Source organism: Collimonas rhizosphaerae (assembly GCF_038896935.1).
In the GTDB taxonomy this organism is placed as follows: Bacteria; Pseudomonadota; Gammaproteobacteria; order Burkholderiales; family Burkholderiaceae_D; genus Collimonas; species Collimonas rhizosphaerae.
In genome coordinates, this window is the sequence record NZ_JBANDC010000009.1 from 162,781 (window position 1) to 182,816 (window position 20,036).

The following is a 20,036-nucleotide window of genomic DNA, read 5'->3' on the forward strand; positions in this document are numbered from 1 at the left end:
CGATTTCCAACAGGTTTTATTTTGTCAGCCGCTCCCAACACCTCATCCTCACAATTCATGATGTCCCCGATCGCGGCCGATATGGAAGCGGTCAATGCGGTGATTCGCCGGCAACTGCATTCCGAAGTGCCGCTGGTGAACCAGATTGCCGAATACATCATCAGCGCCGGCGGCAAGCGCCTGCGTCCGGTGCTGGTATTGCTGATGGCCCAGGCTTACGGCTATAGCGGCGAAAAACACCACGAGCTGGCGGCGGTGATCGAATTCATCCACACCGCGACCCTGCTGCACGACGACGTGGTCGACGAATCCTCCTTGCGGCGCGGGCGCCAGACCGCCAATGCCCTGTTCGGCAACGCCGCCTCGGTGCTGGTGGGCGACTTCCTGTATTCGCGCGCCTTCCAGATGATGGTGGCGGTCGACAATGCACGCGTGATGCAGATCGTCGCCGACGCCACCAACGTTATCGCTGAAGGCGAAGTGCTGCAATTGCTGAACATGCACAACCCGGACGTGTCCGAAGAAAACTACCTGCAGGTGATCCGCTCCAAGACCGCCAAGCTGTTTGAAGCGGCGGCCCAGCTGGGCGTCCTGATTGCGGGCGCCGGCGACGATGTGATCGACGCCGCGGGCGAATACGGCCGCTCGCTCGGCACCGCCTTCCAGCTGATCGACGATGTGCTGGATTATTCCGGCAACGCCAGCGATATCGGCAAGAATGTCGGCGACGACCTGCGTGAAGGCAAGCCGACCCTGCCCCTGATTTACCTGATGGAGCACGGCAGCGCCGAGCAGCGCGCGCTGGTGCGCAGCTGCATCGAAAACGGCGACGAACAGCATTTCGATGAAATCCTCGCCGCCATCACCAGCTCGGGCGCCCTGAACTACACCAGGCACGAAGCAGAAAAAGCGGCGCAGCGGGCAGCAGCGGCGATCTCCGGGTTGCCAAATAGTCAGTTCAAGGATTCTTTGCTACAATTATCTGCGTTCGCGGTGGATAGGAACCACTGAGAATTCAACACGGGGACTGTTGCTTCGCCATAGTGCGAACCTCAGCCCCAAAACCTGTCCAAATCATTGGACAGCTAGATCGGGGTGTAGCTTAGCCTGGTAGAGCGCTACGTTCGGGACGTAGAGGCCGGAGGTTCGAATCCTCTCACCCCGACCATACAACACATTGGTTTATTAACTTTTCACTTTACGGTGACCCTTTGGATGCCGTGCCCATATGGGTGCAGATACTTGCACTAGTCGTACTCATTTTCCTGTCGGCTTTTTTTGCAATGGCGGAGACCGCCCTGGTCGCTGCCAACAAGCATCGCCTGCGCCACCTGGCCAAGCGCGGCAGCAAGTCCGCCGCCACGACGCTTTGGCTGCTGGAACGGACCGATAAGCTGCTGTCGCTGATCCTGATCGTCAACACCTTGGTCAACGCCTTGGCTACTGCCTTGGTGACGGCGATTGCCATCACGACATTCGGCAATCACCAGAAAGTGATCACCATCGCGACCGCCGCGGTCGCCTTCCTCCTGATCGTATTCGCCGAAATCACGCCGAAAGTGATAGGCGCAACCTATCCCGAGCGCATTGCCCTGCCGACCAGTTTCGTGCTCAAGCCACTGATGACATTGGCCAAGCCGCTGATCTGGTTCGTCAACCTGTTCGTCTCTTCGATCCTCAAGGTGCTGCATATCAAAACCGGCAAGCACGCGCTGGAACAACGGGTATCACCGGAAGAACTGCGCTCCATCGTGCTCGAAGGCGGCAATTTCATGCCGCAAAAACACAAAAGCATCTTGCTGAACCTGTTCGACCTGGAAAAAATTTCGGTGGAAGACGTCATGACGCCGCGGGCGCAAGTCGAGGCGCTAAATTTGTCGGCCTCGGTGGACGACATAAAACACCAGCTGACCACTTGCTATCACAACAAGCTGCCGGTGTACGAAGGTGAAATCAACCAGATCGTCGGCATTTTGCATGTGCGCAAGGCGATGGCCTTGCTGAACCAGGAGGCGGAACTGACGGTGGAGCATTTCCGCCAGCTGCTCACTACGCCTTATTTTGTGCCGGAAGACACCGACGTTTTCACACAGCTCCAATATTTCCAGGAAAACCATGAACGGCTCGGCATCATCGTCGACGAATACGGCGAAGTGCAGGGCCTGGTTACCCTGGAAGACATCATAGAAGAAATGATTGGTGAGTTCACTACGTCCAAGCCGGGCGCGGCCCGCGCCGACAGCTTTTCCTGGAACCCGCAAGGCCAGTGCCTGCTGGAGGGTGCGACAACCCTGCGCGACATCAACAAGCGCCTCGGCTTGAATTTCCCGCTCGACGGTCCGAAGACCTTGAACGGCCTGCTGCTGGAATGGCTGCAGGACATCCCTGACAACAATGTCAGCCTGAAAATTGCCGGATGCATCATAGAAATCGTGCAGGTGCAAAACCAGGCGATCAAGGTTGCCAAATTGATGCGGCCGAATAAACTACAAGAACACTGAAAGAACTGCCCGAAGGCAACTTTTACGACACATTTCTTCACAAATCCTTTACAAGTGAGTTTCCCGTAGGGCATCATTGGTCGGTTCGAATGGTTCGGCACATCTTTTGGTATTGACCCCCCTATGGCAGCAGTATTTCCCAACGCAAATTCCACCAGTCCGATCTCCGGACTTGCCCGCGCATTGCTGCAAGCCGGACGTCTTTCCGTGCCACAGCTCGAGGCCCTGCACAAGAAAGCCAGCGACAGCCAAACACCGTTTATCTCAGCCTTGCTGGAAAGCGGTCATCTGGATGCGCGTTCGCTCGCCCTGTTTTGCGCCGAGACCTTTGGTTACCCGCAGCTGGACCTGAGCGTGCTCAATCTCGGCATGCTGCCGGAAAAGGCCATCGACGCCAAGCTGATGGAAAGCCATGCGGTGCTGGCCCTAGCCAAGCGTGGCAACAAGATCTATGTTGCCCTGTCCGACCCGACCAATATCCAGGCGCTCGACCAGATCAAGTTCCAGACCGAGCTGACGGTGGAACCTATCATCGTCGAGCATCCGATCCTGATCAAGCAGATCCAGAAACTGGTCAAATCGGCAGAGCAGAGCCTGAGCGAGATGGTCGGCGACGAACAGGAAATCAATTTCGTCGAAGAAGATGCAGTAGCTGTCGCCGATGCGGCGGCCACCGATATCGACGATGCGCCGGTAGTCCGGTTTTTGCAGAAAATACTGACTGACGCCATCAACCAGGGCGCGTCCGACTTGCATTTCGAACCGTTTGAAAAGTTCTACCGTATCCGTTTCCGTGTCGACGGCGTATTGCGCGACATGGCGCAGCCGCCGCTGTCGATCAAGGAAAAACTGGCGTCCCGCATCAAGGTCATCTCCAAGCTGGATATCTCGGAAAAACGGGTGCCGCAAGATGGCCGCATGCGGCTGGTGGTGTCGAAGACCCGCGCGATCGATTTCCGGGTCAGCACCTTGCCGACCTTGTTCGGCGAAAAGATCGTGATGCGTATCCTGGACCCGAGCCAGGCCCAGATGGGGATTGATGCGCTGGGCTACGACCCGGACCAGAAAGAAATCCTGATGGAGGCGATCCAGCGTCCCTACGGCATGGTGCTGGTGACCGGGCCGACCGGTTCCGGCAAAACCGTATCGCTGTATACCTGCCTGAACATCCTGAACCAGCCTGGCATCAACATTTCCACCGCTGAAGATCCCGCCGAAATCAATTTGCCCGGGGTGAACCAGGTCAACATCAACGACCGTGCCGGACTGACTTTCCCGGTGGCGCTGAAGGCATTCTTGCGGCAGGATCCTGACATCATCATGGTCGGTGAAATCCGCGACCTGGAAACCGCCGATATCTCGATCAAGGCTGCGCAAACCGGGCACATGGTGTTTTCCACGCTGCATACCAACGATGCGCCGTCGACGCTGACGCGCCTGATGAACATGGGTGTGCCGGCCTTCAATATCGCTTCGTCGGTGATCCTGATCACTGCGCAACGGCTGGCGCGCCGCCTGTGCAACTGCAAGCAGCCGATTACGGTCCAGGAAGAAGCCTTGCTTGAAGCGGGTTTCACCGAAGACGATCTCGACGGCACCTGGATGCCGTACAAGGCGGTCGGTTGTGAACGCTGCAACGGCACCGGTTACAAGGGACGGGTCGGCATCTACCAGATCATGCCGATTACCGAAGAAATAGAACGGATTATCCTGGCGCACGGCACGGCGCTGGAAATCGAAGCGCAGGCAAAGCGCGAAGGCGTCAAGACCTTGCGCTTATCAGGATTGATGAAGGTTAAACAAGGGTTGACCAGCCTCGAAGAAGTGCTTGGCTGCACCAATATCTAATTAGGGGAATAGTTCATGGCAACTGCAGCACGCAGCGCCGCAAGCGCACGTCAGGTCAAGGAGTGGGTGTATCTCTGGGAGGGCAGGGATAAAAAGGGCAAGATGGTGCGCGGCGAACTGCGCGCCGGCAGCGAGACGGTGGTCAACGTCACCATGCGGCGCCAGGGAATCCTGGTCACCAAGGTCAAAAAGAAGACCTTCCGCAGCGGGAAGAAGATTTCCGACAAAGACATTGCTCTGTTTACCCGTCAGCTGGCCACCATGATGAAGGCCGGCGTGCCCTTGCTGCAGTCGTTCGACATCGTGGCCAAGGGCCATGCCAATCCGTCGGTATCGAAACTGGTCAACGACATCCGCGGCGATGTGGAAACCGGCACCAGCCTGAGCCAGGCATTCCGCAAATTCCCGCTGTATTTCGACCCGTTGTTCTGCAACCTGGTCGGCGCTGGCGAACAGGCGGGCATTCTTGAAGACCTGCTGGAGCGGCTGGCGATCTATAAGGAAAAGACCCTAGCCATCAAGAGCAAGATCAAATCCGCCATGTTCTATCCGGTGTCGATTTTGGCAGTGGCGTTTATCGTCACCATGGTAATCATGATTTGGGTGGTTCCGGCGTTCAAACAGGTTTTTGCAAGTTTCGGCGCTGACTTGCCGGGCCCGACGCTGGTGGTAATGGCGATATCGGATTTTGTGGTTTCTAACTGGTACATCATCTTCGGCGTCCTGTTTGGCGGTTTATATCTGTTCTTTCAATCTTGGAGGCGCTCGCTCAAGGTGCAGCGCTTCATGGATCAATTGTTATTGAAAACACCGATTTTTGGCCAGGTCATACGCAAAGCCACGATCGCGCGCTGGACTCGTACTTTAGCCACAATGTTTGCCGCCGGCGTGCCGTTGGTCGAGTCGCTTGACTCAGTAGGCGGCGCATCCGGCAATGCAGTCTACCTTGACGCAACGAAGAAGATCCAGGGCGAAGTCAGCACCGGCACCAGCTTGACCGCGGCAATGGAAAACGCCAATGTATTCCCGAACATGGTCACACAGATGGTCTCGATCGGTGAAGAATCGGGTTCGCTGGACAACATGCTGGGGAAAGTCGCCGATTTCTATGAAGCTGAAGTGGACGATGCGGTGGCTTCCTTGTCCAGCCTGATGGAACCACTGATCATGGTGATCCTGGGCGTGCTGATCGGCGGCCTGGTAATCGCCATGTACCTGCCAATTTTCAAACTGGGTTCGGTGGTCTGATGCAAGACGGGATTTTTTTCCTGGCGGCGGGGAGCCTGCTCCCTACCGTCCTGGCAGCCGTTTTTGGTTTGTTGATAGGCAGTTTCCTGAATGTAGTGATCCACAGGCTGCCGATCATGATGCAGCGTGAATCGGACAATTATGTCGCCCATGAAAGCGGCAAGCCGCTGCCGCATACCGAGCGCTACAACCTGGTGGTGCCGCGCTCGGCCTGCACGCAATGCAAACACCAGATCGGCGCGCTGGAGAATGTGCCGATACTGAGTTACCTGGCCTTGCGCGGCAAATGCGCAGCCTGCAAAACCCCCATCTCGATACGCTATCCCATGGTCGAAGCATTGACCGGAGCGCTGTCGGCCCTGCTCATCTGGCACTTCGGCAGCGGCTGGGTCGGCCTGTCGACCCTGGTCTTTGTCTATCTGCTGATAGCGATGACGTTTATCGACGCCGATACCCAGCTGCTGCCGGACGACCTGACCTTGCCCCTGCTCTGGATCGGCCTGCTGCTGAACCTGTCCGGCCTGTTCGTGCCCTTGCACGACGCCGTCGTCGGCGCCGCAGCCGGTTACCTGAGCCTGTGGGCGATCTACTGGGCGTTCAAGCTGCTGACCGGCAAGGAAGGCATGGGCTACGGCGATTTCAAGCTGCTGGCGGCGCTCGGCGCCTGGCTGGGCTGGAAGATGCTGCCTATCATTATCTTGTTTTCATCGCTGGTGGGCGCCGTGGTCGGGATCATATTGATCGTTTTTGCCCGCCGCGGACGCGACAAACCTATCCCCTTCGGCCCCTACCTGGCCGCGGCCGGCCTGCTGGCCCTGCTCTATGGACAGACAATTCTGGAAACTTATTTCGGTTTTGCTACCTAACGTCGTATGAACCAGCACGATGCGGCTAACCACGACCAGCCGTCGCAAGCCAAACCCAGATTCAGCGTCGGCCTGACCGGCGGGATCGGCAGCGGCAAAAGCACCGTCGCCGACATGTTTGCCGCGCGCGGCGCCGCGGTCATCGACACCGATGTCATCGCCCACCGGCTGACTGCGGCGGACGGCGCTGCCATTGCACCGATTACCGCCGAATTCGGCAGCGCCTTCATCGATGCCGGCGGCGCCATGGACAGAGCCAAGATGCGCGCCCATGTTTTCTCGGACCCGTTGGCGAAACGGCGCCTGGAAGCGATCCTGCATCCTTTGATCCGGGCCGAAACCGCCCGCGCGGCGGAAAACGCCGAAGGGTCGTACCTGATTTTCGTAGTGCCGCTGCTGGTTGAATCAGGCAACTGGAGAGAACGGGTGCAGCGCATACTGGTCGTGGATTGCGACGAACAGGTCCAGCTGGAACGCGTGATGCGGCGCAACGCGATGACCCTGTCGCAAGTGCAGGCCATCATGGCGACCCAGGCCTCCAGGCAGCAACGCCTGCAGGCCGCCGACGATGTGATCGTCAATGACAGCGGGCCTGCGGCGCTATTGCCGCAAGTGACGTGCCTACACGCGTCATATCAGGCATTGAGCCGATCGCTATAATGGTATAAAGCTTTATATATATCAGCAGGAAACCTCTGCCCAACGTCGAAAACAGGGGGGCATTTGTAATTTCTGTTCGCATCGTTCAGAATCATGTCTTATCCGGCTCAAATTTTTAAGGGATGTCACTTTGATCGTCTACGAATATCCTTTCAACGAGCGCATTCGCACCCTGTTGCGGCTGGAAGACCTGCATGAAAGATTCGGCTTTTTCGTGCAGCAGGAAAGTCCGTTGCAACACCATATCGCGCTATCCACCATTTTCGAGATGCTGGAGGTTGCCGGACGCGCTGATTTGAAGTCGGATTTGCTGCAAGAACTGGAACGACAAAAACAAACCCTGCTCGGCTTTAAATCCAATCCCAACGTTGCGCCCGACATGCTGGACGCCATCCTGCAGGAAATCGACAGGATCAGCACCGCGCTGATGGCGACCCAAGGCAAAACCGGCCAGCATATCCGCGAGAATGAATGGCTGATGAGCATACGCGGCCGCACCATCATTCCCGGCGGCGCCTGTGAATTCGACTTGCCTTCTTACTACGCCTGGCAGCAACACCCCGCCGAACAGCGGTTTGCCGACATCATCGGCTGGTTCGCGCCGCTGGCGCCATTGTTCGACGCTATCAGCATCGTATTGCGATTGTTGCGAGAAACCGGAAGTTCAGTAAAGATAGATGCACAAAACGGCAGTTATCAGCAAATGCTGCAAGGAAAATCTTACCAGATGCTGCGCCTGATCATTGATGAACGGCTCGCAGCCATCCCTGAGATATCAGCCAACAAATACATGCTATGGGTACGTTTTACCACCCAGGGCGGCGATCTGAAGCCGAAAGCCTATGAAGGCGACGTACCGTTCGAGCTGACCCTTTGCAATTTTTAAATGCTTTTTGAATAGATTTGTATGACTACTACCGTCGATTGCCCGACTTGCGGCACAAAAGTTGAATGGATTGCCGCCAACCGGTTCAGGCCGTTTTGCTCGGAGCGTTGCAAGCAGATCGACCTGGGCGCTTGGGCTGAAGAGAAATATGCGATCCCGGCAGTCAATCCGCCGGATGAAATTGACGATGACGGCAAGCTGCCGCAATAGTCGCCGATTTCACCGGGCAGCTTAAACGCTTTCCTGCCGCAATTCGTCCAGCCATTCAATCAAGGGAATCGCCGCCGGCAGCAAAGGCTCGACGTCGACACTGCCTTGCCATGAGAACGCCTGCCCTTCCAGGCTTTGCGGTTCGCCGCGCCATTCGCGGCTGATGTAGAAATGCAGCCGTACGTGCGCATGGGCATATTGATGCTCGATCCCGCACCAAGGCTCGGCCGAAGCGATTTCGACCCCCAGCTCTTCCAGCAGTTCACGTTTAAGCGCGTCGAAAATCGACTCGCCCGACTCTACCTTCCCTCCCGGGAACTCCCAGTAACCGGCCATCGGCTTGCCCGCGGGCCTCTGGCCCAGCAGTACGTCGCCGTTAGGCTTCATCAGGATGCCGACGGCTACATTGACCGGTTCCCGCTCAAGACGGCTCATGGCGGCGTCATCCGGCCGGCGTAATCGCGGGCGAACTGCCATGCCACCCGGCCCGAACGCGAAGCCCGCTGCAGCGCCCAGCGCAAGGCATCGCCGCGCGCCTCGGCAATCTGCTCCGCGTTGCAGCCGAAATGGCTGAGCCAGTGGCCGACGATATCGAGGTAATCGTCTTGCTTGAACGGATAAAACGACACCCACAGTCCAAAACGCTCTGAAAGTGAAATCTTTTCTTCGACGGTTTCCCCCGGATGCAAATCGCCGTCCTCGGTGGTTTTGTAGCTGGCGTTATCGGACATCCGCTCCGGCAGCAAATGACGCCGGTTGGAGGTGGCATAAATCAGCACATTGTCCGACTGTGCGGCGATGCTGCCGTCGAGCGCCACTTTGAGCGCCTTGTAGCCGCTCTCGCCCTCTTCGAACGAGAGGTCGTCGCAAAAAATGATGAAGCGCTCCGGGCGCTCTGCCACCAGGTCGACAATATCGGGCAACGCCGCCAAATCGTCCTTATCTACCTCGATCAAGCGCAAACCCTGGGAGGCATACTGGTTCAGGCAAGCTTTGATCAAGGACGACTTGCCGGTGCCGCGGGCACCGGTCAACAGCACGTTGTTGGCCGGCCGGCCATCGACGAATTGACGCGTGTTCTGGTCGATCTGCTGCTTCTGCACTTCGATATTGTGCAAATCCGATAGCGCAATATCGGAGATATGGCCCACCGCCTGCAGGTAACCGCCAGCCCCGCCGCCCCGATGGCGCCAGCGGAAAGCGGTGGCCGCCTGCCAGTCGGGAGCCGCCTTGGCTTGCGGCAGGATGGATTCAAGCCGCGCCAGCAGGGCTTCGGCACGGGTCAGGAATTGATCTAGTTGAGTCATGGCTGGTTTGGAGACAAATGGGATTTCATCCATTCTGACGCAAAGCAAAACGCTGCTGGGTGAATATTATTTGTCGGAGCAAATGCGCCGCCTTGGCCGGCAATCGGCCTTGGGCGGCATTTTTCCCGGAAAACTATCCGCTCAAGAGCGATAGTCGGCATTGATCGATACGTAATCGTGCGACAAGTCGCAAGTCCAGATAGTCGCCTCGGCATCGCCACGCGCCAGCTGCACCCGCACCGTGATCTCGCTTTGTTTCATGACGCGCTGGCCGTCAGCCTCCTGGTATTCGGGATTGCGGCCGCCGTTTTTGGCAACCAGCACGTCATCCAGGTACAGGTCCAGCTTGCTGACATCCAGGTCGTCGACGCCGGCATAGCCAATTGCAGCCAGGATCCGGCCAAGATTCGGGTCGGAAGCGAAGAAGGCCGTCTTGACCAGCGGCGAGTGCGCGATCGAATAAGCGATCTTGCGGCATTCGGCAACGCTCTGCCCATGCTCCACGGTGACCGTGATGAACTTGGTGGCGCCTTCGCCGTCGCGGATGATCATTTGCGCCAGGTGCTGCGAGATATCGGTAACGGCAGCAGCCAGTTCGGCATATTCCGGGCTGTCGACACTGCCGACTTCCAGCTCGCCGGCGCCGGTGGCGATCAGCATGAACGAGTCGTTGGTCGAGGTATCGCCGTCGATGGTGATGCAGTTGAACGAACGGTCGGCAGCCTGGCGCACCATTTTTTCCAGCACCGGCTGCGCCACTTTCGCGTCGATCGCCAGGAAACCGAGCATGGTCGCCATGTTCGGCTTGATCATGCCGGCGCCTTTGCTGATGCCGGACAGCGTCACCTTCTTGCCGGCGATAACCAGGCTGCGCGAAGCGGCTTTCGGCTGGGTATCGGTGGTCATGATGGACTCGGCGGCATTGAACCAGTTGTCGCCTTGCAGATTCTGTATCGCCTGCGGCAGGCCGGCAGTGACGCGCTCCACCGGCAGCGGCTCCAGGATCACGCCAGTCGAGAACGGCAGGATCTGCGCAGCGTGGCAGCCCAGCAACTCCGCCAGCGCGTCGCAAGTAGCGTTGGCTGCCGCCAGGCCGGCTTCGCCGGTGCCGGCGTTGGCGTTGCCGGTATTGATCAGCAGCGCGCGGATAGGCTCGCCGGAAATCTCGGCAGCGGCCAGGTGCGCTTTGCTCACCTGCACCGGCGCGGCGCAAAAGCGGTTTTGCGTGAACACCCCGGCTACCGTCGCCGTCGGCGCCAGTTTCATCACCAGCAAATCCTTGCGATTCGCTTTGCGCACGCCGGCTTCGGCGTGACCAAGCTCGATGCCGGCCACAGGCAACAGATCGGCGGCGACAGGAATGGGGGAATTGACGGCCATGAGAATCCTTAACTAGGTAGAGATGTTGGCGGCGCTGGTTTGCCGAGATTAATGGGTGTTGGGTGTCGGATCGCCCGGTCCAGCGGACCGGCAGGTAATCCAGGTGCCTATTTTAAGGGGTATTAATGGGTAATGCGGAGGCCGTGTGTACATCTGCCGCAACAAAAGCAAAGGGCGGGTTTCCCCGCCCTGCTTTAACTGCTGCCTGCCATTGGCGTTTACATCAATTGGCCGTGGCACTGCTTGTATTTCTTGCCGCTGCCGCAAGGGCACGGGTCGTTGCGGCCAACCTTCGGCACGCTGCTGCCCGGTTGCTGCGATTCGTCGCTATGCGCGGTGGGCGCCAGCAACGCTTCCGGCGCCGCGCTCGGATCGAAGTCGGCGTGCTGGTAGTGCACGTTTTCCACGTGGGACTGCGCCATTTCCTCTTCAGCCGCGGCAATTTCCTCGCGGTTTTCGATACGCACCGTCATCACTACCTTGACTACTTCGTTCTTGATCAGGTCCAGCATCTGGCCAAACAGCTCGAACGCTTCGCGCTTGTATTCCTGCTTCGGATTCTTTTGTGCGTAGCCGCGCAGGTGAATCCCCTGGCGCAGATGATCGAGCGCCGCCAGGTGTTCGCGCCAGTGGCTGTCGACGCTTTGCAGCATGACGCTGCGCTCGAAGCCTGCGAACGACTCCTTGCCGACGATTTCAGTCTTGGCGTCATAGGAAGCGTTGGCAGCAGCAAGCACACGTTCCAGCAACTGCTCATCGGTCAGGTTGGGCTCGGACTTCAGCATCTCGCCAAGCGGCACTTCCAGATGCAGGTCGTTGGCCAGGGCTGTTTCCAGCGCCGGGATATCCCATTGTTCTTCGAGCGACTCTTCCGGCACATGGGTGCGGAAAGTGTCGTCCAGCACGCCTTCGCGCAGCGACGCCACTGTCTCGGAAACGCCTTGCGATTCCAGCAACTCGTTACGCTGCTGATAGATCACCTTGCGCTGGTCGTTGGCGACATCGTCGTATTCCAGCAGCTGCTTGCGGATATCGAAGTTGCGCGCCTCTACCTTGCGCTGGGCCGATTCGATCGAGCGCGAAACGATGCCAGCCTCGATCGGCTCGCCTTCCGGCATTTTCAGCCGGTCCATGATGGCGCGCACGCGGTCGCCGGCGAAAATGCGCAGCAAGGCGTCGTCCAGCGACAGGTAGAAACGCGAGGAACCCGGATCGCCCTGGCGCGCTGCGCGGCCGCGCAGCTGGTTATCCACCCGGCGCGACTCATGCCGCTCGGTGCCGACGATATGCAAGCCGCCCGCATTGACCACGTGGTCATGCAGCGATTGCCACTCGTCGCGCAGCTTGTCGGAGCGCAGTTGTTTTTCCGTGTCGCCGAGCGCGTCGTCGGCTTCAATGAACTGGATCTGTTTCTCGACATTCCCGCCCAATACGATGTCGGTGCCGCGCCCGGCCATGTTGGTGGCAATAGTGATTGCTTGCGGACGGCCTGCCTGGGCGATGATTTCCGCTTCCCTAGCATGCTGCTTGGCGTTCAGCACGTTGTGCGGCAGCTTGGCCTTGGCCAGGATCCCGGACAGCAATTCCGAGTTTTCGATCGAGGTGGTGCCCACCAGCACCGGTTGCCCGCGCTCGTAGCAATCCTGGATATCCTTCAGCATCGCATTGTATTTTTCCTGCGAAGTCTTGTAGACCTGGTCCTGCCGGTCCTTGCGCTGGTTCGGCCGGTTTTGCGGAATCACCACGGTTTCCAGGCCGTAGATTTCCTGGAATTCGTAGGCTTCGGTATCGGCAGTGCCGGTCATGCCGGCCAGCTTGCCGTACATGCGGAAATAATTCTGGAACGTGATCGAGGCCAGGGTCTGGTTCTCGTTCTGGATCTTGACGCCTTCCTTGGCTTCCACCGCCTGGTGCAAGCCGTCCGACCAGCGACGGCCGGTCATCATGCGGCCGGTGAATTCGTCGACGATGACGATTTCGCCGTTTTGCACGACGTAATGCTGGTCCTTGAAGTACAGCGAGTGCGCGCGCAATGCCGCGTACAGATGATGGATCAGGCTGATGTTGGCCGCGTCGTACAGCGACGCGCCTTCTGCCAGCAGGCCCATGTTGGTCAGGATCTGCTCGGCTTTTTCGTGGCCGGCTTCGGTCAGCAGGACCTGGTGCGCCTTTTCATCCTTGGTGTAATCGCCAGGAACTTCAACCTTGCCCTTGCCGTCCGGCGTTTCTTCGCCGATCTGCTGGGTCAGCAGCGGCGGCACTTCATTGATCTTGTAATACAGGTCGGTATGGTTTTCAGCCTGGCCGGAAATGATCAGCGGCGTCCGCGCTTCATCGATCAGGATCGAATCGACTTCATCGACGATGGCGAAGTTCAAGGTGCGCTGCACGCGGTCAGCGGCGTCGTACACCATGTTGTCGCGCAGGTAATCGAAACCGAATTCGTTGTTGGTGCCGTAAGTAATGTCGGCAGCGTAAGCCACTTGCTTGGCGTCATGCTCTACCGACGACAGGTTGACCCCGGTCGTCAGGCCCAGCCAGCCGTACAGGCGCCCCATCCATTCGGCATCGCGCTGCGCCAGGTAGTCATTGACGGTCACCACGTGCACGCCCTTGCCGGACAGCGCATTCAGGTAGGCCGGCAATGTCGCCATCAGCGTCTTGCCCTCGCCGGTGCCCATTTCGGCAATTTTCCCATAATGCAGCACCATGCCGCCGATCAGCTGCACATCGAAATGGCGCATTTTCAAGACGCGCTTGCCGGCTTCGCGGCAAACGGCAAAAGCTTCCGGCAGCAAGGCATCAAGCTTTTCGCCGCCGGCAATGCGCTGCTTCAGCTCCGGCGTTTTCGCCTGCAGTTCAGCATCGGACAGTTTTTCGAACGCCGGTTCAAGTGCATTAATTTGTCGGACGACTTTTTTATATTGCTTAAGCAGGCGCTGGTTGCGGCTACCGAAAATCTGGGTCAGTAATGACATGCTTGGATTCTAAAAAAAGCGCCGGCGGCATTCCGCGGCATCTTGTGGATGACCCCGAAACCGGGCTGTGGCTAAATAATCGGAGAATTTTATCATGCAGTCCCCGACACATTGGGGTTATGCGCCAGGAAACAATAGCAAGTTGCGCAAATTGTGCCCGCTTCCAGCCTATCCTGCTTGCATTACAACAACATCCATTACTTCCCTGCCAATGTTGCCATTTTCGCCAAGTCGGTGCCGGCATTCAGGAACTTGCGCGGATCCTGCGCCACGCCCTTGATCCTTACCTCGAAATGCAGGTGCGGCCCGGTCGAACGTCCGGTGGTGCCGATATCGGCAATGTGCTGGCCGCGCTGCACGATGTCGCCCACTTTGACCAGCAGCCTTGATGCATGCGCATAACGGGTGATGATGTCGTTGCCGTGGTCGATATCAAGCATATTGCCGTATTGCGGATGATATTCGGCGGCAATCACTACGCCCGCGGCGGCGGCGACTATATTGGTGCCGACCGAGGCCGGGAAATCCAATCCTTCATGAAATGCGCTGCGGCCGGTAAAAGGATCGAGCCGCCAGCCGAAACTCGATGAATTGTAGTTGACGTTGACCGGCTGGTTGGTTGGCAACAGCTTGGACTTGATCCGGTCGCTCATCAGCACGGTTTCGACCACATTCAGGTAGTCGGTGCGATAACCGACGTCGCGCGACATGGCGTCCAGCGCCAGCTGGAATTCGCTCATGCTCATGTCGTGCGAACGCCTGTCGTACAGGCTGCTCGATTCGGCGCCGCCGCGTCCCGGCGCTTCCTTGAAATTGAATTCTTCCGGCTTGACGCCGGCCAAACCCTGGACCCGCTCCCCCAAGGCATCCAGGCGCATCAGCTGCGCCTGCATTTCACCGAGCTTGATAGCCATCGCCGCCAGGTTTTCCTTCAGGTACTTGTCTTTATCCTGCACCCCGGCTACGGAGTTGCCGGGCGCCTTGCCGGCAAACGGCAGGCCAACCGCGTAACGGGCCGTGAGGAAATACAATAGTCCGGTCGCCAGCAATACCGCCAGCAAGAAACCGGCAATCATCAGGATGATGTGCTTGGCGCCTAGGGTGATGGATTTTGCGCGATTAAAACGCGGGTGCAACAGAATTACCTGCATTGCAGCTCCGGTGACGCCCTGAGCGGGTCACAGGTGTGATATGGTTTCACCATCATGCGTAGACTCTCACCTTCTTCTTACCGGCCAGCGACAACGGGTTCCAGGCCTCAAACTCAAAAAGCCGTTGCCGATTTCTTACGGGGGAATGACAAGATGGCGGCTTTGCTGCCCGCTGTCACACGCATGGCGGCATTGCAAAAACAATGCGCCGCCGAATTGCCTGCCATGTTCAGTACCTGCGAGGTATTGCAATGCGAAGCCGGGCAGCTGGTACTGTCGGCGCCCAACGCGGCCTTGGCCAGCAAATTGAAGCAGCAACTGCCACGCCTGCAAAGCCAATTGCTGGCAGGAAATTGGCAGATTAATGCAATCCGAATCAAAGTGCAAGTAAGCCAAAACCTAATGAAAGCGCCTGCTGTCAAGCAGGCATTACTTTCATCCAAAGCTGTTTCGGCATTCTCTTCATTGATGGAAGAACTGGAGCCATCGGCTGCAAACGAAGCGCTGAAAAATGCTATCGCCGCGATGGTCAAGCGCTATAGCGACAAGAAATAAGCCGCCACAGTAAAGAAAAACGCCATCTTGCAAAAATGGCATTATACATAAGCACTTAATTCAAACACTTAATTCAAACACTTAATTCAAACGCTTAATTCAAAGCCCATTCCTGCCCGACCTGGCGCTGATAGGCGCCAGGAGCCTCGGCCAGTTCATCGAAGCTGACTACCTCATACGCATCCGGCTGCGCCAACAGCGCGCGCAGCAGCTGGTTGTTCAAGCCATGGCCCGACTTGTGGGCGGTGTAGCTGGCCAGGAGCGGATGGCCGATCAGGTACAGGTCGCCAATGGCGTCCAGGATCTTGTGGCGGACAAATTCGTTTTCGTAGCGCAAACCGTCGCTGTTGAGGATGCGGTACTCATCCATCACGATGGCGTTTTCCAGCGAACCGCCGCGCGCCAGCCCCAGCCCGCGCATGGTTTCCACATCTTGCATGAAACCGAAAGTGCGGGCGCGCGCCACTTCCTTCACATACGACTGGATGCTGAAATCGACTTCCGCAGTCTGGCCGGTGCCATCCACCGCAGGGTGATTGAATTCGATAAAGAATTTCAGTTTGAAACCGTTGCACGGATCCAGCCGCGCCCATTTTTCGCGCTCGCCCTGGCCTTCACGCACTTCGACGGATTTTTTGATGCGGACAAATTTCTTGGCGGCGTTCTGTTCTTCCAGCCCGGCTTGCTGCAGCAGGAACACAAATGACGACGCCGAGCCGTCCATGATCGGGATTTCCTCGGCCGTCACATCGACATACAGGTTATCGATGCCCAGTCCCGAGCAGGCTGACATCAAATGCTCGATGGTCGAGACGCGCACGCCATCCTTGACCAGCACCGAGGCCATGCGGGTATCGCCGACTTCGGTGGCCTTGGCCGGGAAGTCGACAGCAGGGTCAATATCGACACGGCGGAAAATGATGCCGGTGTCCACGGCCGCTGGGCGCAAGGTCAGCTCGACTTTGGTGCCGGAATGGACGCCAATGCCTGTCGTCTTGACAATTTTTTTGATGGTGCGTTGTTTCAACATGATGACATTATAAGTCTGACTGATAATTATTCTGTAGCGATGTGTAATCACTGTGGGGTAAAAAACACGGCCAGGCGTTTTTTGCGCGCGCACACAAAAGCGGCGCCTTGGGGCGCCGCCTTGTTGATCAAAATTACCAGCTGTTACGCCAGTTGCGCCAGCAGGGTTTCTGCATTGGACACTTCGAACTTGCCGCCCTGCTCCACGTTCAGCTGCTTGACCACGCCATCTTCGACCAGCGCCGAGAAGCGCTGCGAGCGCACGCCCATGCCGAACTTGCCGAAGTCGGCATCCAGGCCCAGCGCCTTGACGAAATCGGCGTTGCCGTCAGCCAGCAAGCGCACGATGCCGGTAGCTTTCTGGTCACGGCCCCAGGCGCCCATGACGAACGCATCGTTGACGGAAATCGCCCAGATTTCATCGACGCCCTTGGCCTTGAATTCTGCCGCGTGCTGGATGTAGCCCGGCAAATGCTTGGCGGAGCAGGTTGGCGTGAAAGCGCCCGGCACTGCGAACAAGGCGATTTTCTTGCCCTTCGCCAGCTCGCTCACATTGAACGTATTTGGTCCGAGCGCGCAGCCTTCGGTCTCGGTTTCGATGAATTCTGCTAATTTGCCTTCCGGCAGGCTATCGCCGATCTTGATGGTCATGATTAAGTCCTTGTCTGGATGAAGAAGCCTCTAAAAACGCAGCACGGAACTGGGTCACGCGCCGGACTTTCAGAGGAACTGGGAGTTAGCGGATGTTACAAAAGAAAACGCCGCGCCTGTCGACGCGGCGTGGAACCCGCAGTATGCCTTGTTCCGCAAATTCATGCAGAAGGCCGGCGATGATAGCGGGTATCAGCACCCGCCATCATTATTGCTCAGGACAGCCTGGACTCAGTCGGCCTGCTTGCGCAGGAAAGCCGGAATGTCGTAGGTTTCCATGCCGTTCTTTTCCAAAGCCCGCACCGTGTCGGAAGCCGACTCGCGACGCCATACCGCCGGCGCCTTCATGCCTTCGAACGAAGAGCTGCCGTGTCCCACCGAAGCCTGGCCATGCATCATCGGCTCATTGTGGGTGCCGGTACGCATCATCGGCGCCTGCACCAGCTGCACTGCCTTGCGCGCACGGCCCAGGCCGGTCGCCACCACGGTGACGCGGATATCGTCGCCCATGGTTTCGTCGTAGGCAATGCCTTGGGCAATCGAAGCATCCGGCGCCGCAAACGCACGCACGGTCGCCATCACTTCCTTGATTTCCTTACCCTTCAGGCTGCGGCTGGCGGTAACGTTGACCAGCACGCCACGGGCGCCGGACAGGTCGATGCCGTCCAGCAGCGGCGAGGCGACTGCCTGCTCCGCCGCCAGGCGCGCGCGGTCGACGCCGGATGCCGTGGCGGTTCCCATCATGGCCTTGCCTTGTTCGCCCATGATGGTCTTGACGTCGTTGAAGTCGACGTTGATGTGGCCAGGCACATTGATGATTTCGGCGATCCCGGCAACAGCATTGTTGAGGACGTCGTCGGCGTGCTGCAGCCATTCCATCATGCTGTCGTCTTCATAAATCTCTTCGAGCTTTTCGTTGAGGATGATGATCAGCGAATCGACATGCTGGGACAGGGCTTCCAGGCCTTCATCGGCGATGTCCATGCACTTCTGGCCTTCATATGAAAACGGTTTGGACACCACCGCCACCGTCAGCGCGCCCAGTTCCTTGGCGATCTGCGCCACCACCGGCGCCGCGCCGGTGCCGGTGCCGCCGCCCATGCCGGCGGCGATGAACACCATGTGCGCGCCGCGCAATGCGTCTTCAATCCGGCCGCGCGATTCCTCGGCCAGCTGACGCCCCACCGACGGCTTCATGCCCGCGCCCAGGCCGGTCTCGCCGATCTGGATCACGTTGTGCGCCTTCGACTGCTTAAGCGCCTGCGCATCGGTGTTGGCAGCGATGAACTCCACTCCTGACACACCCTTGTTGATCATATGTTGGACCGCGTTGCCGCCGGCGCCACCGACGCCGACAACTTTAATCACGGTGCCCAAAGTTGCATTGTCAAGCATATCGATTTCCATGATATTTCCTCATAAAGATGCAGCATCCAGTCAATAGGCATCACGCTGTGTGAGGCCTAGCAACTGACAACTGCGTGTTGCACAAACAACGTTAAAAACAAATCTCGTATTAAAGTTCTTAAAAATTACCCAGGAACCATTCCTTCATGCGCTGCCAGATCGCCTTCGCAGAACCTTCCTGGCGCGTCACGATGTAGCCGCGCAGGTATTGCTTCTTCGCTTCCAGCAGCAAACCCAGCACCGTCGAATAACGCGGGCTGCGCACCACATCGGCCAGCTGGCCGCGATAATCCGGCGTTCCCAGGCGCGCAGGCTTGAGGAAAATATCCTCCGCCAGTTCGATCATGCCGGGCATCATCGCGGAGCCGCCGGTCAGCACTACTCCGCTCGACAGCACCTCTTCGTAACCCGACTCGCGGACCACCTGGTGCACCAGCGCAAACAGCTCTTCGACGCGCGGTTCGATCACCGCCGCCAGCGCCTGGCGCGACAGGGTGCGCGGATTGCGGTCGCCCAGGCCGGGCACTTCCAGCGTCTCGCCCGGATCGGCCAGGATCTGCTTGGCCACGCCATAGCGCAACTTGATTTCTTCCGCCTCGTTGGTCGGCGTCCGCAGCGCCATCGCGATGTCGTTGGTAATCTGGTCGCCGGCAATCGGGATCACCGCGGTATGCCGGATCGCGCCTTCGGTGAACACCGCCACGTCGGTGGTGCCGCCGCCGATATCGACCAGCACCACACCCAGCTCTTTCTCGTCCGAGGTCAACACCGCATCGGCCGAGGCCAGCGGCTGCAAGGTCAGGTCCGATACTTCCAGCCCGCAGCGCCGGATGCACTTGACGATGTTCTGCACCGCCGATACTGCTCCGGTGACGATGTGCACCTTGACTTCCAGTCGGATGCCGCTCATGCCGATTGGTTCACGCACATCTTCCTGGCTGTCGACAATAAATTCCTGCGGCACGGTATGCAGCAATTGCTGGTCGGTAGGAATGTTGACCGCCTTGGCCGTTTCTATAACGCGCGAGACGTCGGCCGCGCTGACTTCCTTGTCCTTGATCGCCACCATGCCGCTGGAATTGAAGCTGCGGATATGGCTGCCTGCGATCCCGGTGTACACGTTGCGGATCTTGCAGTCGGCCATCAGCTCCGCTTCTTCCAGCGCGCGCTGGATGGATTCGACGGTGGCTTCGATGTTCACCACCACGCCCTTTTTCAGCCCCTTGGACTCAGCCTGGCCCAGGCCGATGACTTCATGGCGCCCGTCGGACAATACCTCGGCTACCACGGCCACCACTTTGGAGGTGCCGATGTCGAGACCGACGATCAAGTTTTTTGCGTCTTTTGTCATAGTGTTTC

18 protein-coding genes and 1 tRNA gene are annotated in these 20,036 nt (G+C 58.2%); 10 read left to right on the plus strand and 9 right to left on the minus strand.

Annotated elements, in window-relative coordinates; genetic code table 11:
• Positions 1-60 precede the first annotated feature (60 nt).
• The 9 genes from ispB to yacG all read left to right on the plus strand — a co-directional run bounded on the left by ispB (position 61) and on the right by yacG (position 8,219).
• Positions 61-1,011, plus strand: a complete 951-nt coding sequence (gene ispB, locus V8G57_RS14750; protein ID WP_092397181.1) for an octaprenyl diphosphate synthase — start codon at positions 61-63, stop codon at positions 1,009-1,011.
• An 80-nt stretch (positions 1,012-1,091) separates the two neighbouring features.
• Positions 1,092-1,168: transfer RNA gene (locus tag V8G57_RS14755), tRNA-Pro, on the plus strand.
• Between the two features lie 43 nt (positions 1,169-1,211).
• A complete protein-coding gene (locus V8G57_RS14760) occupies positions 1,212-2,501 on the plus strand; it encodes an HlyC/CorC family transporter (RefSeq protein ID WP_342830019.1) in 1,290 nt (429 codons plus the stop codon).
• 123 nt (positions 2,502-2,624) lie between these two features.
• Positions 2,625-4,349: a type IV-A pilus assembly ATPase PilB gene (gene pilB, locus V8G57_RS14765; RefSeq protein ID WP_342830020.1), complete on the plus strand. Its 1,725-nt coding sequence runs from the start codon at positions 2,625-2,627 to the stop codon at positions 4,347-4,349.
• A 15-nt stretch (positions 4,350-4,364) separates the two neighbouring features.
• On the plus strand, positions 4,365-5,597 hold the full coding sequence (locus V8G57_RS14770; RefSeq protein ID WP_342830021.1) for a type II secretion system F family protein: 1,233 nt from the start codon (positions 4,365-4,367) through the stop codon (positions 5,595-5,597).
• Entirely contained in the window at positions 5,597-6,463 is an 867-nt protein-coding gene (locus V8G57_RS14775; RefSeq protein ID WP_342830022.1) for a prepilin peptidase, read from the plus strand. The genes V8G57_RS14770 and V8G57_RS14775 overlap by 1 nt, the downstream gene beginning before the upstream one ends.
• Positions 6,464-6,469: 6 nt before the next feature.
• Positions 6,470-7,123, plus strand: coding sequence for a dephospho-CoA kinase (coaE, locus tag V8G57_RS14780; RefSeq protein WP_342830023.1), 654 nt, complete (start codon positions 6,470-6,472; stop codon positions 7,121-7,123).
• A 130-nt stretch (positions 7,124-7,253) separates the two neighbouring features.
• Positions 7,254-8,009, plus strand: a complete 756-nt coding sequence (zapD, locus tag V8G57_RS14785) for a cell division protein ZapD (protein WP_092397040.1) — start codon at positions 7,254-7,256, stop codon at positions 8,007-8,009.
• Positions 8,010-8,030: 21 nt separating this feature from the next.
• Positions 8,031-8,219, plus strand: a complete 189-nt coding sequence (yacG, locus tag V8G57_RS14790; protein ID WP_014007902.1) for a DNA gyrase inhibitor YacG — start codon at positions 8,031-8,033, stop codon at positions 8,217-8,219.
• Positions 8,220-8,240: 21 nt separating this feature from the next.
• On the opposite strand, the gene mutT is transcribed toward yacG, so the two are convergent.
• From mutT to V8G57_RS14815, 5 genes are all read right to left on the minus strand, one after another.
• Entirely contained in the window at positions 8,241-8,654 is a 414-nt protein-coding gene (mutT, locus tag V8G57_RS14795) for an 8-oxo-dGTP diphosphatase MutT (protein WP_342830024.1), read from the minus strand.
• A complete protein-coding gene (locus tag V8G57_RS14800; RefSeq protein WP_092397046.1) occupies positions 8,651-9,526 on the minus strand; it encodes an ATP-binding protein in 876 nt (291 codons plus the stop codon). The genes mutT and V8G57_RS14800 overlap by 4 nt, the downstream gene beginning before the upstream one ends.
• A 141-nt stretch (positions 9,527-9,667) precedes the next feature.
• Positions 9,668-10,906: a bifunctional glutamate N-acetyltransferase/amino-acid acetyltransferase ArgJ gene (gene argJ / locus V8G57_RS14805; RefSeq protein WP_342830025.1), complete on the minus strand. Its 1,239-nt coding sequence runs from the start codon at positions 10,904-10,906 to the stop codon at positions 9,668-9,670.
• Positions 10,907-11,124: 218 nt separating this feature from the next.
• Positions 11,125-13,884 carry a preprotein translocase subunit SecA gene (gene secA, locus V8G57_RS14810; RefSeq protein ID WP_342830026.1) on the minus strand — a complete coding sequence of 920 codons (2,760 nt, stop codon included), beginning with the start codon at positions 13,882-13,884 and terminating at the stop codon, positions 11,125-11,127.
• 197 nt (positions 13,885-14,081) lie between these two features.
• Positions 14,082-15,035: a M23 family metallopeptidase gene (locus V8G57_RS14815; RefSeq protein ID WP_342830027.1), complete on the minus strand. Its 954-nt coding sequence runs from the start codon at positions 15,033-15,035 to the stop codon at positions 14,082-14,084.
• Positions 15,036-15,188: 153 nt separating this feature from the next.
• Between V8G57_RS14815 and V8G57_RS14820 the strand changes: the two genes are divergently transcribed.
• Positions 15,189-15,590, plus strand: a complete 402-nt coding sequence (locus V8G57_RS14820) for a hypothetical protein (protein ID WP_342830028.1) — start codon at positions 15,189-15,191, stop codon at positions 15,588-15,590.
• 94 nt (positions 15,591-15,684) lie between these two features.
• Here V8G57_RS14820 and lpxC read toward each other — a convergent pair whose 3' ends face one another.
• From lpxC to ftsA, 4 genes are all read right to left on the minus strand, one after another.
• Positions 15,685-16,620: a UDP-3-O-acyl-N-acetylglucosamine deacetylase gene (lpxC, locus tag V8G57_RS14825; RefSeq protein ID WP_092397056.1), complete on the minus strand. Its 936-nt coding sequence runs from the start codon at positions 16,618-16,620 to the stop codon at positions 15,685-15,687.
• 143 nt (positions 16,621-16,763) lie between these two features.
• Positions 16,764-17,270 carry a peroxiredoxin gene (locus tag V8G57_RS14830; protein ID WP_342830029.1) on the minus strand — a complete coding sequence of 169 codons (507 nt, stop codon included), beginning with the start codon at positions 17,268-17,270 and terminating at the stop codon, positions 16,764-16,766.
• A 231-nt stretch (positions 17,271-17,501) separates the two neighbouring features.
• Positions 17,502-18,677, minus strand: a complete 1,176-nt coding sequence (gene ftsZ, locus V8G57_RS14835; RefSeq protein WP_014007911.1) for a cell division protein FtsZ — start codon at positions 18,675-18,677, stop codon at positions 17,502-17,504.
• Between the two features lie 118 nt (positions 18,678-18,795).
• A complete protein-coding gene (gene ftsA, locus V8G57_RS14840) occupies positions 18,796-20,028 on the minus strand; it encodes a cell division protein FtsA (RefSeq protein WP_092397060.1) in 1,233 nt (410 codons plus the stop codon).
• Between the last annotated feature and the right edge of the window lie 8 nt (positions 20,029-20,036).

What these genes read in the sequence shown, in the direction of transcription:
- ispB (WP_092397181.1), top strand. Translation starts at nt 61, where the DNA reads ATGTCCCCGATCGCGGCCGATATGGAAGCGGTCAATGCGGTGATTCGC.
- pilB (WP_342830020.1), top strand. Translation starts at nt 2,625, where the DNA reads ATGGCAGCAGTATTTCCCAACGCAAATTCCACCAGTCCGATCTCCGGA.
- V8G57_RS14770 (WP_342830021.1), top strand. Translation starts at nt 4,365, where the DNA reads ATGGCAACTGCAGCACGCAGCGCCGCAAGCGCACGTCAGGTCAAGGAG.
- V8G57_RS14775 (WP_342830022.1), top strand. Translation starts at nt 5,597, where the DNA reads ATGCAAGACGGGATTTTTTTCCTGGCGGCGGGGAGCCTGCTCCCTACC.
- coaE (WP_342830023.1), top strand. Translation starts at nt 6,470, where the DNA reads ATGAACCAGCACGATGCGGCTAACCACGACCAGCCGTCGCAAGCCAAA.
- yacG (WP_014007902.1), top strand. Translation starts at nt 8,031, where the DNA reads ATGACTACTACCGTCGATTGCCCGACTTGCGGCACAAAAGTTGAATGG.
- mutT (WP_342830024.1), bottom strand. Translation starts at nt 8,654, where the DNA reads ATGAGCCGTCTTGAGCGGGAACCGGTCAATGTAGCCGTCGGCATCCTG.
- V8G57_RS14800 (WP_092397046.1), bottom strand. Translation starts at nt 9,526, where the DNA reads ATGACTCAACTAGATCAATTCCTGACCCGTGCCGAAGCCCTGCTGGCG.
- argJ (WP_342830025.1), bottom strand. Translation starts at nt 10,906, where the DNA reads ATGGCCGTCAATTCCCCCATTCCTGTCGCCGCCGATCTGTTGCCTGTG.
- secA (WP_342830026.1), bottom strand. Translation starts at nt 13,884, where the DNA reads ATGTCATTACTGACCCAGATTTTCGGTAGCCGCAACCAGCGCCTGCTT.
- V8G57_RS14815 (WP_342830027.1), bottom strand. Translation starts at nt 15,035, where the DNA reads ATGCAGGTAATTCTGTTGCACCCGCGTTTTAATCGCGCAAAATCCATC.
- V8G57_RS14820 (WP_342830028.1), top strand. Translation starts at nt 15,189, where the DNA reads ATGGCGGCTTTGCTGCCCGCTGTCACACGCATGGCGGCATTGCAAAAA.
- lpxC (WP_092397056.1), bottom strand. Translation starts at nt 16,620, where the DNA reads ATGTTGAAACAACGCACCATCAAAAAAATTGTCAAGACGACAGGCATT.
- V8G57_RS14830 (WP_342830029.1), bottom strand. Translation starts at nt 17,270, where the DNA reads ATGACCATCAAGATCGGCGATAGCCTGCCGGAAGGCAAATTAGCAGAA.
- ftsZ (WP_014007911.1), bottom strand. Translation starts at nt 18,677, where the DNA reads ATGGAAATCGATATGCTTGACAATGCAACTTTGGGCACCGTGATTAAA.
- ftsA (WP_092397060.1), bottom strand. Translation starts at nt 20,028, where the DNA reads ATGACAAAAGACGCAAAAAACTTGATCGTCGGTCTCGACATCGGCACC.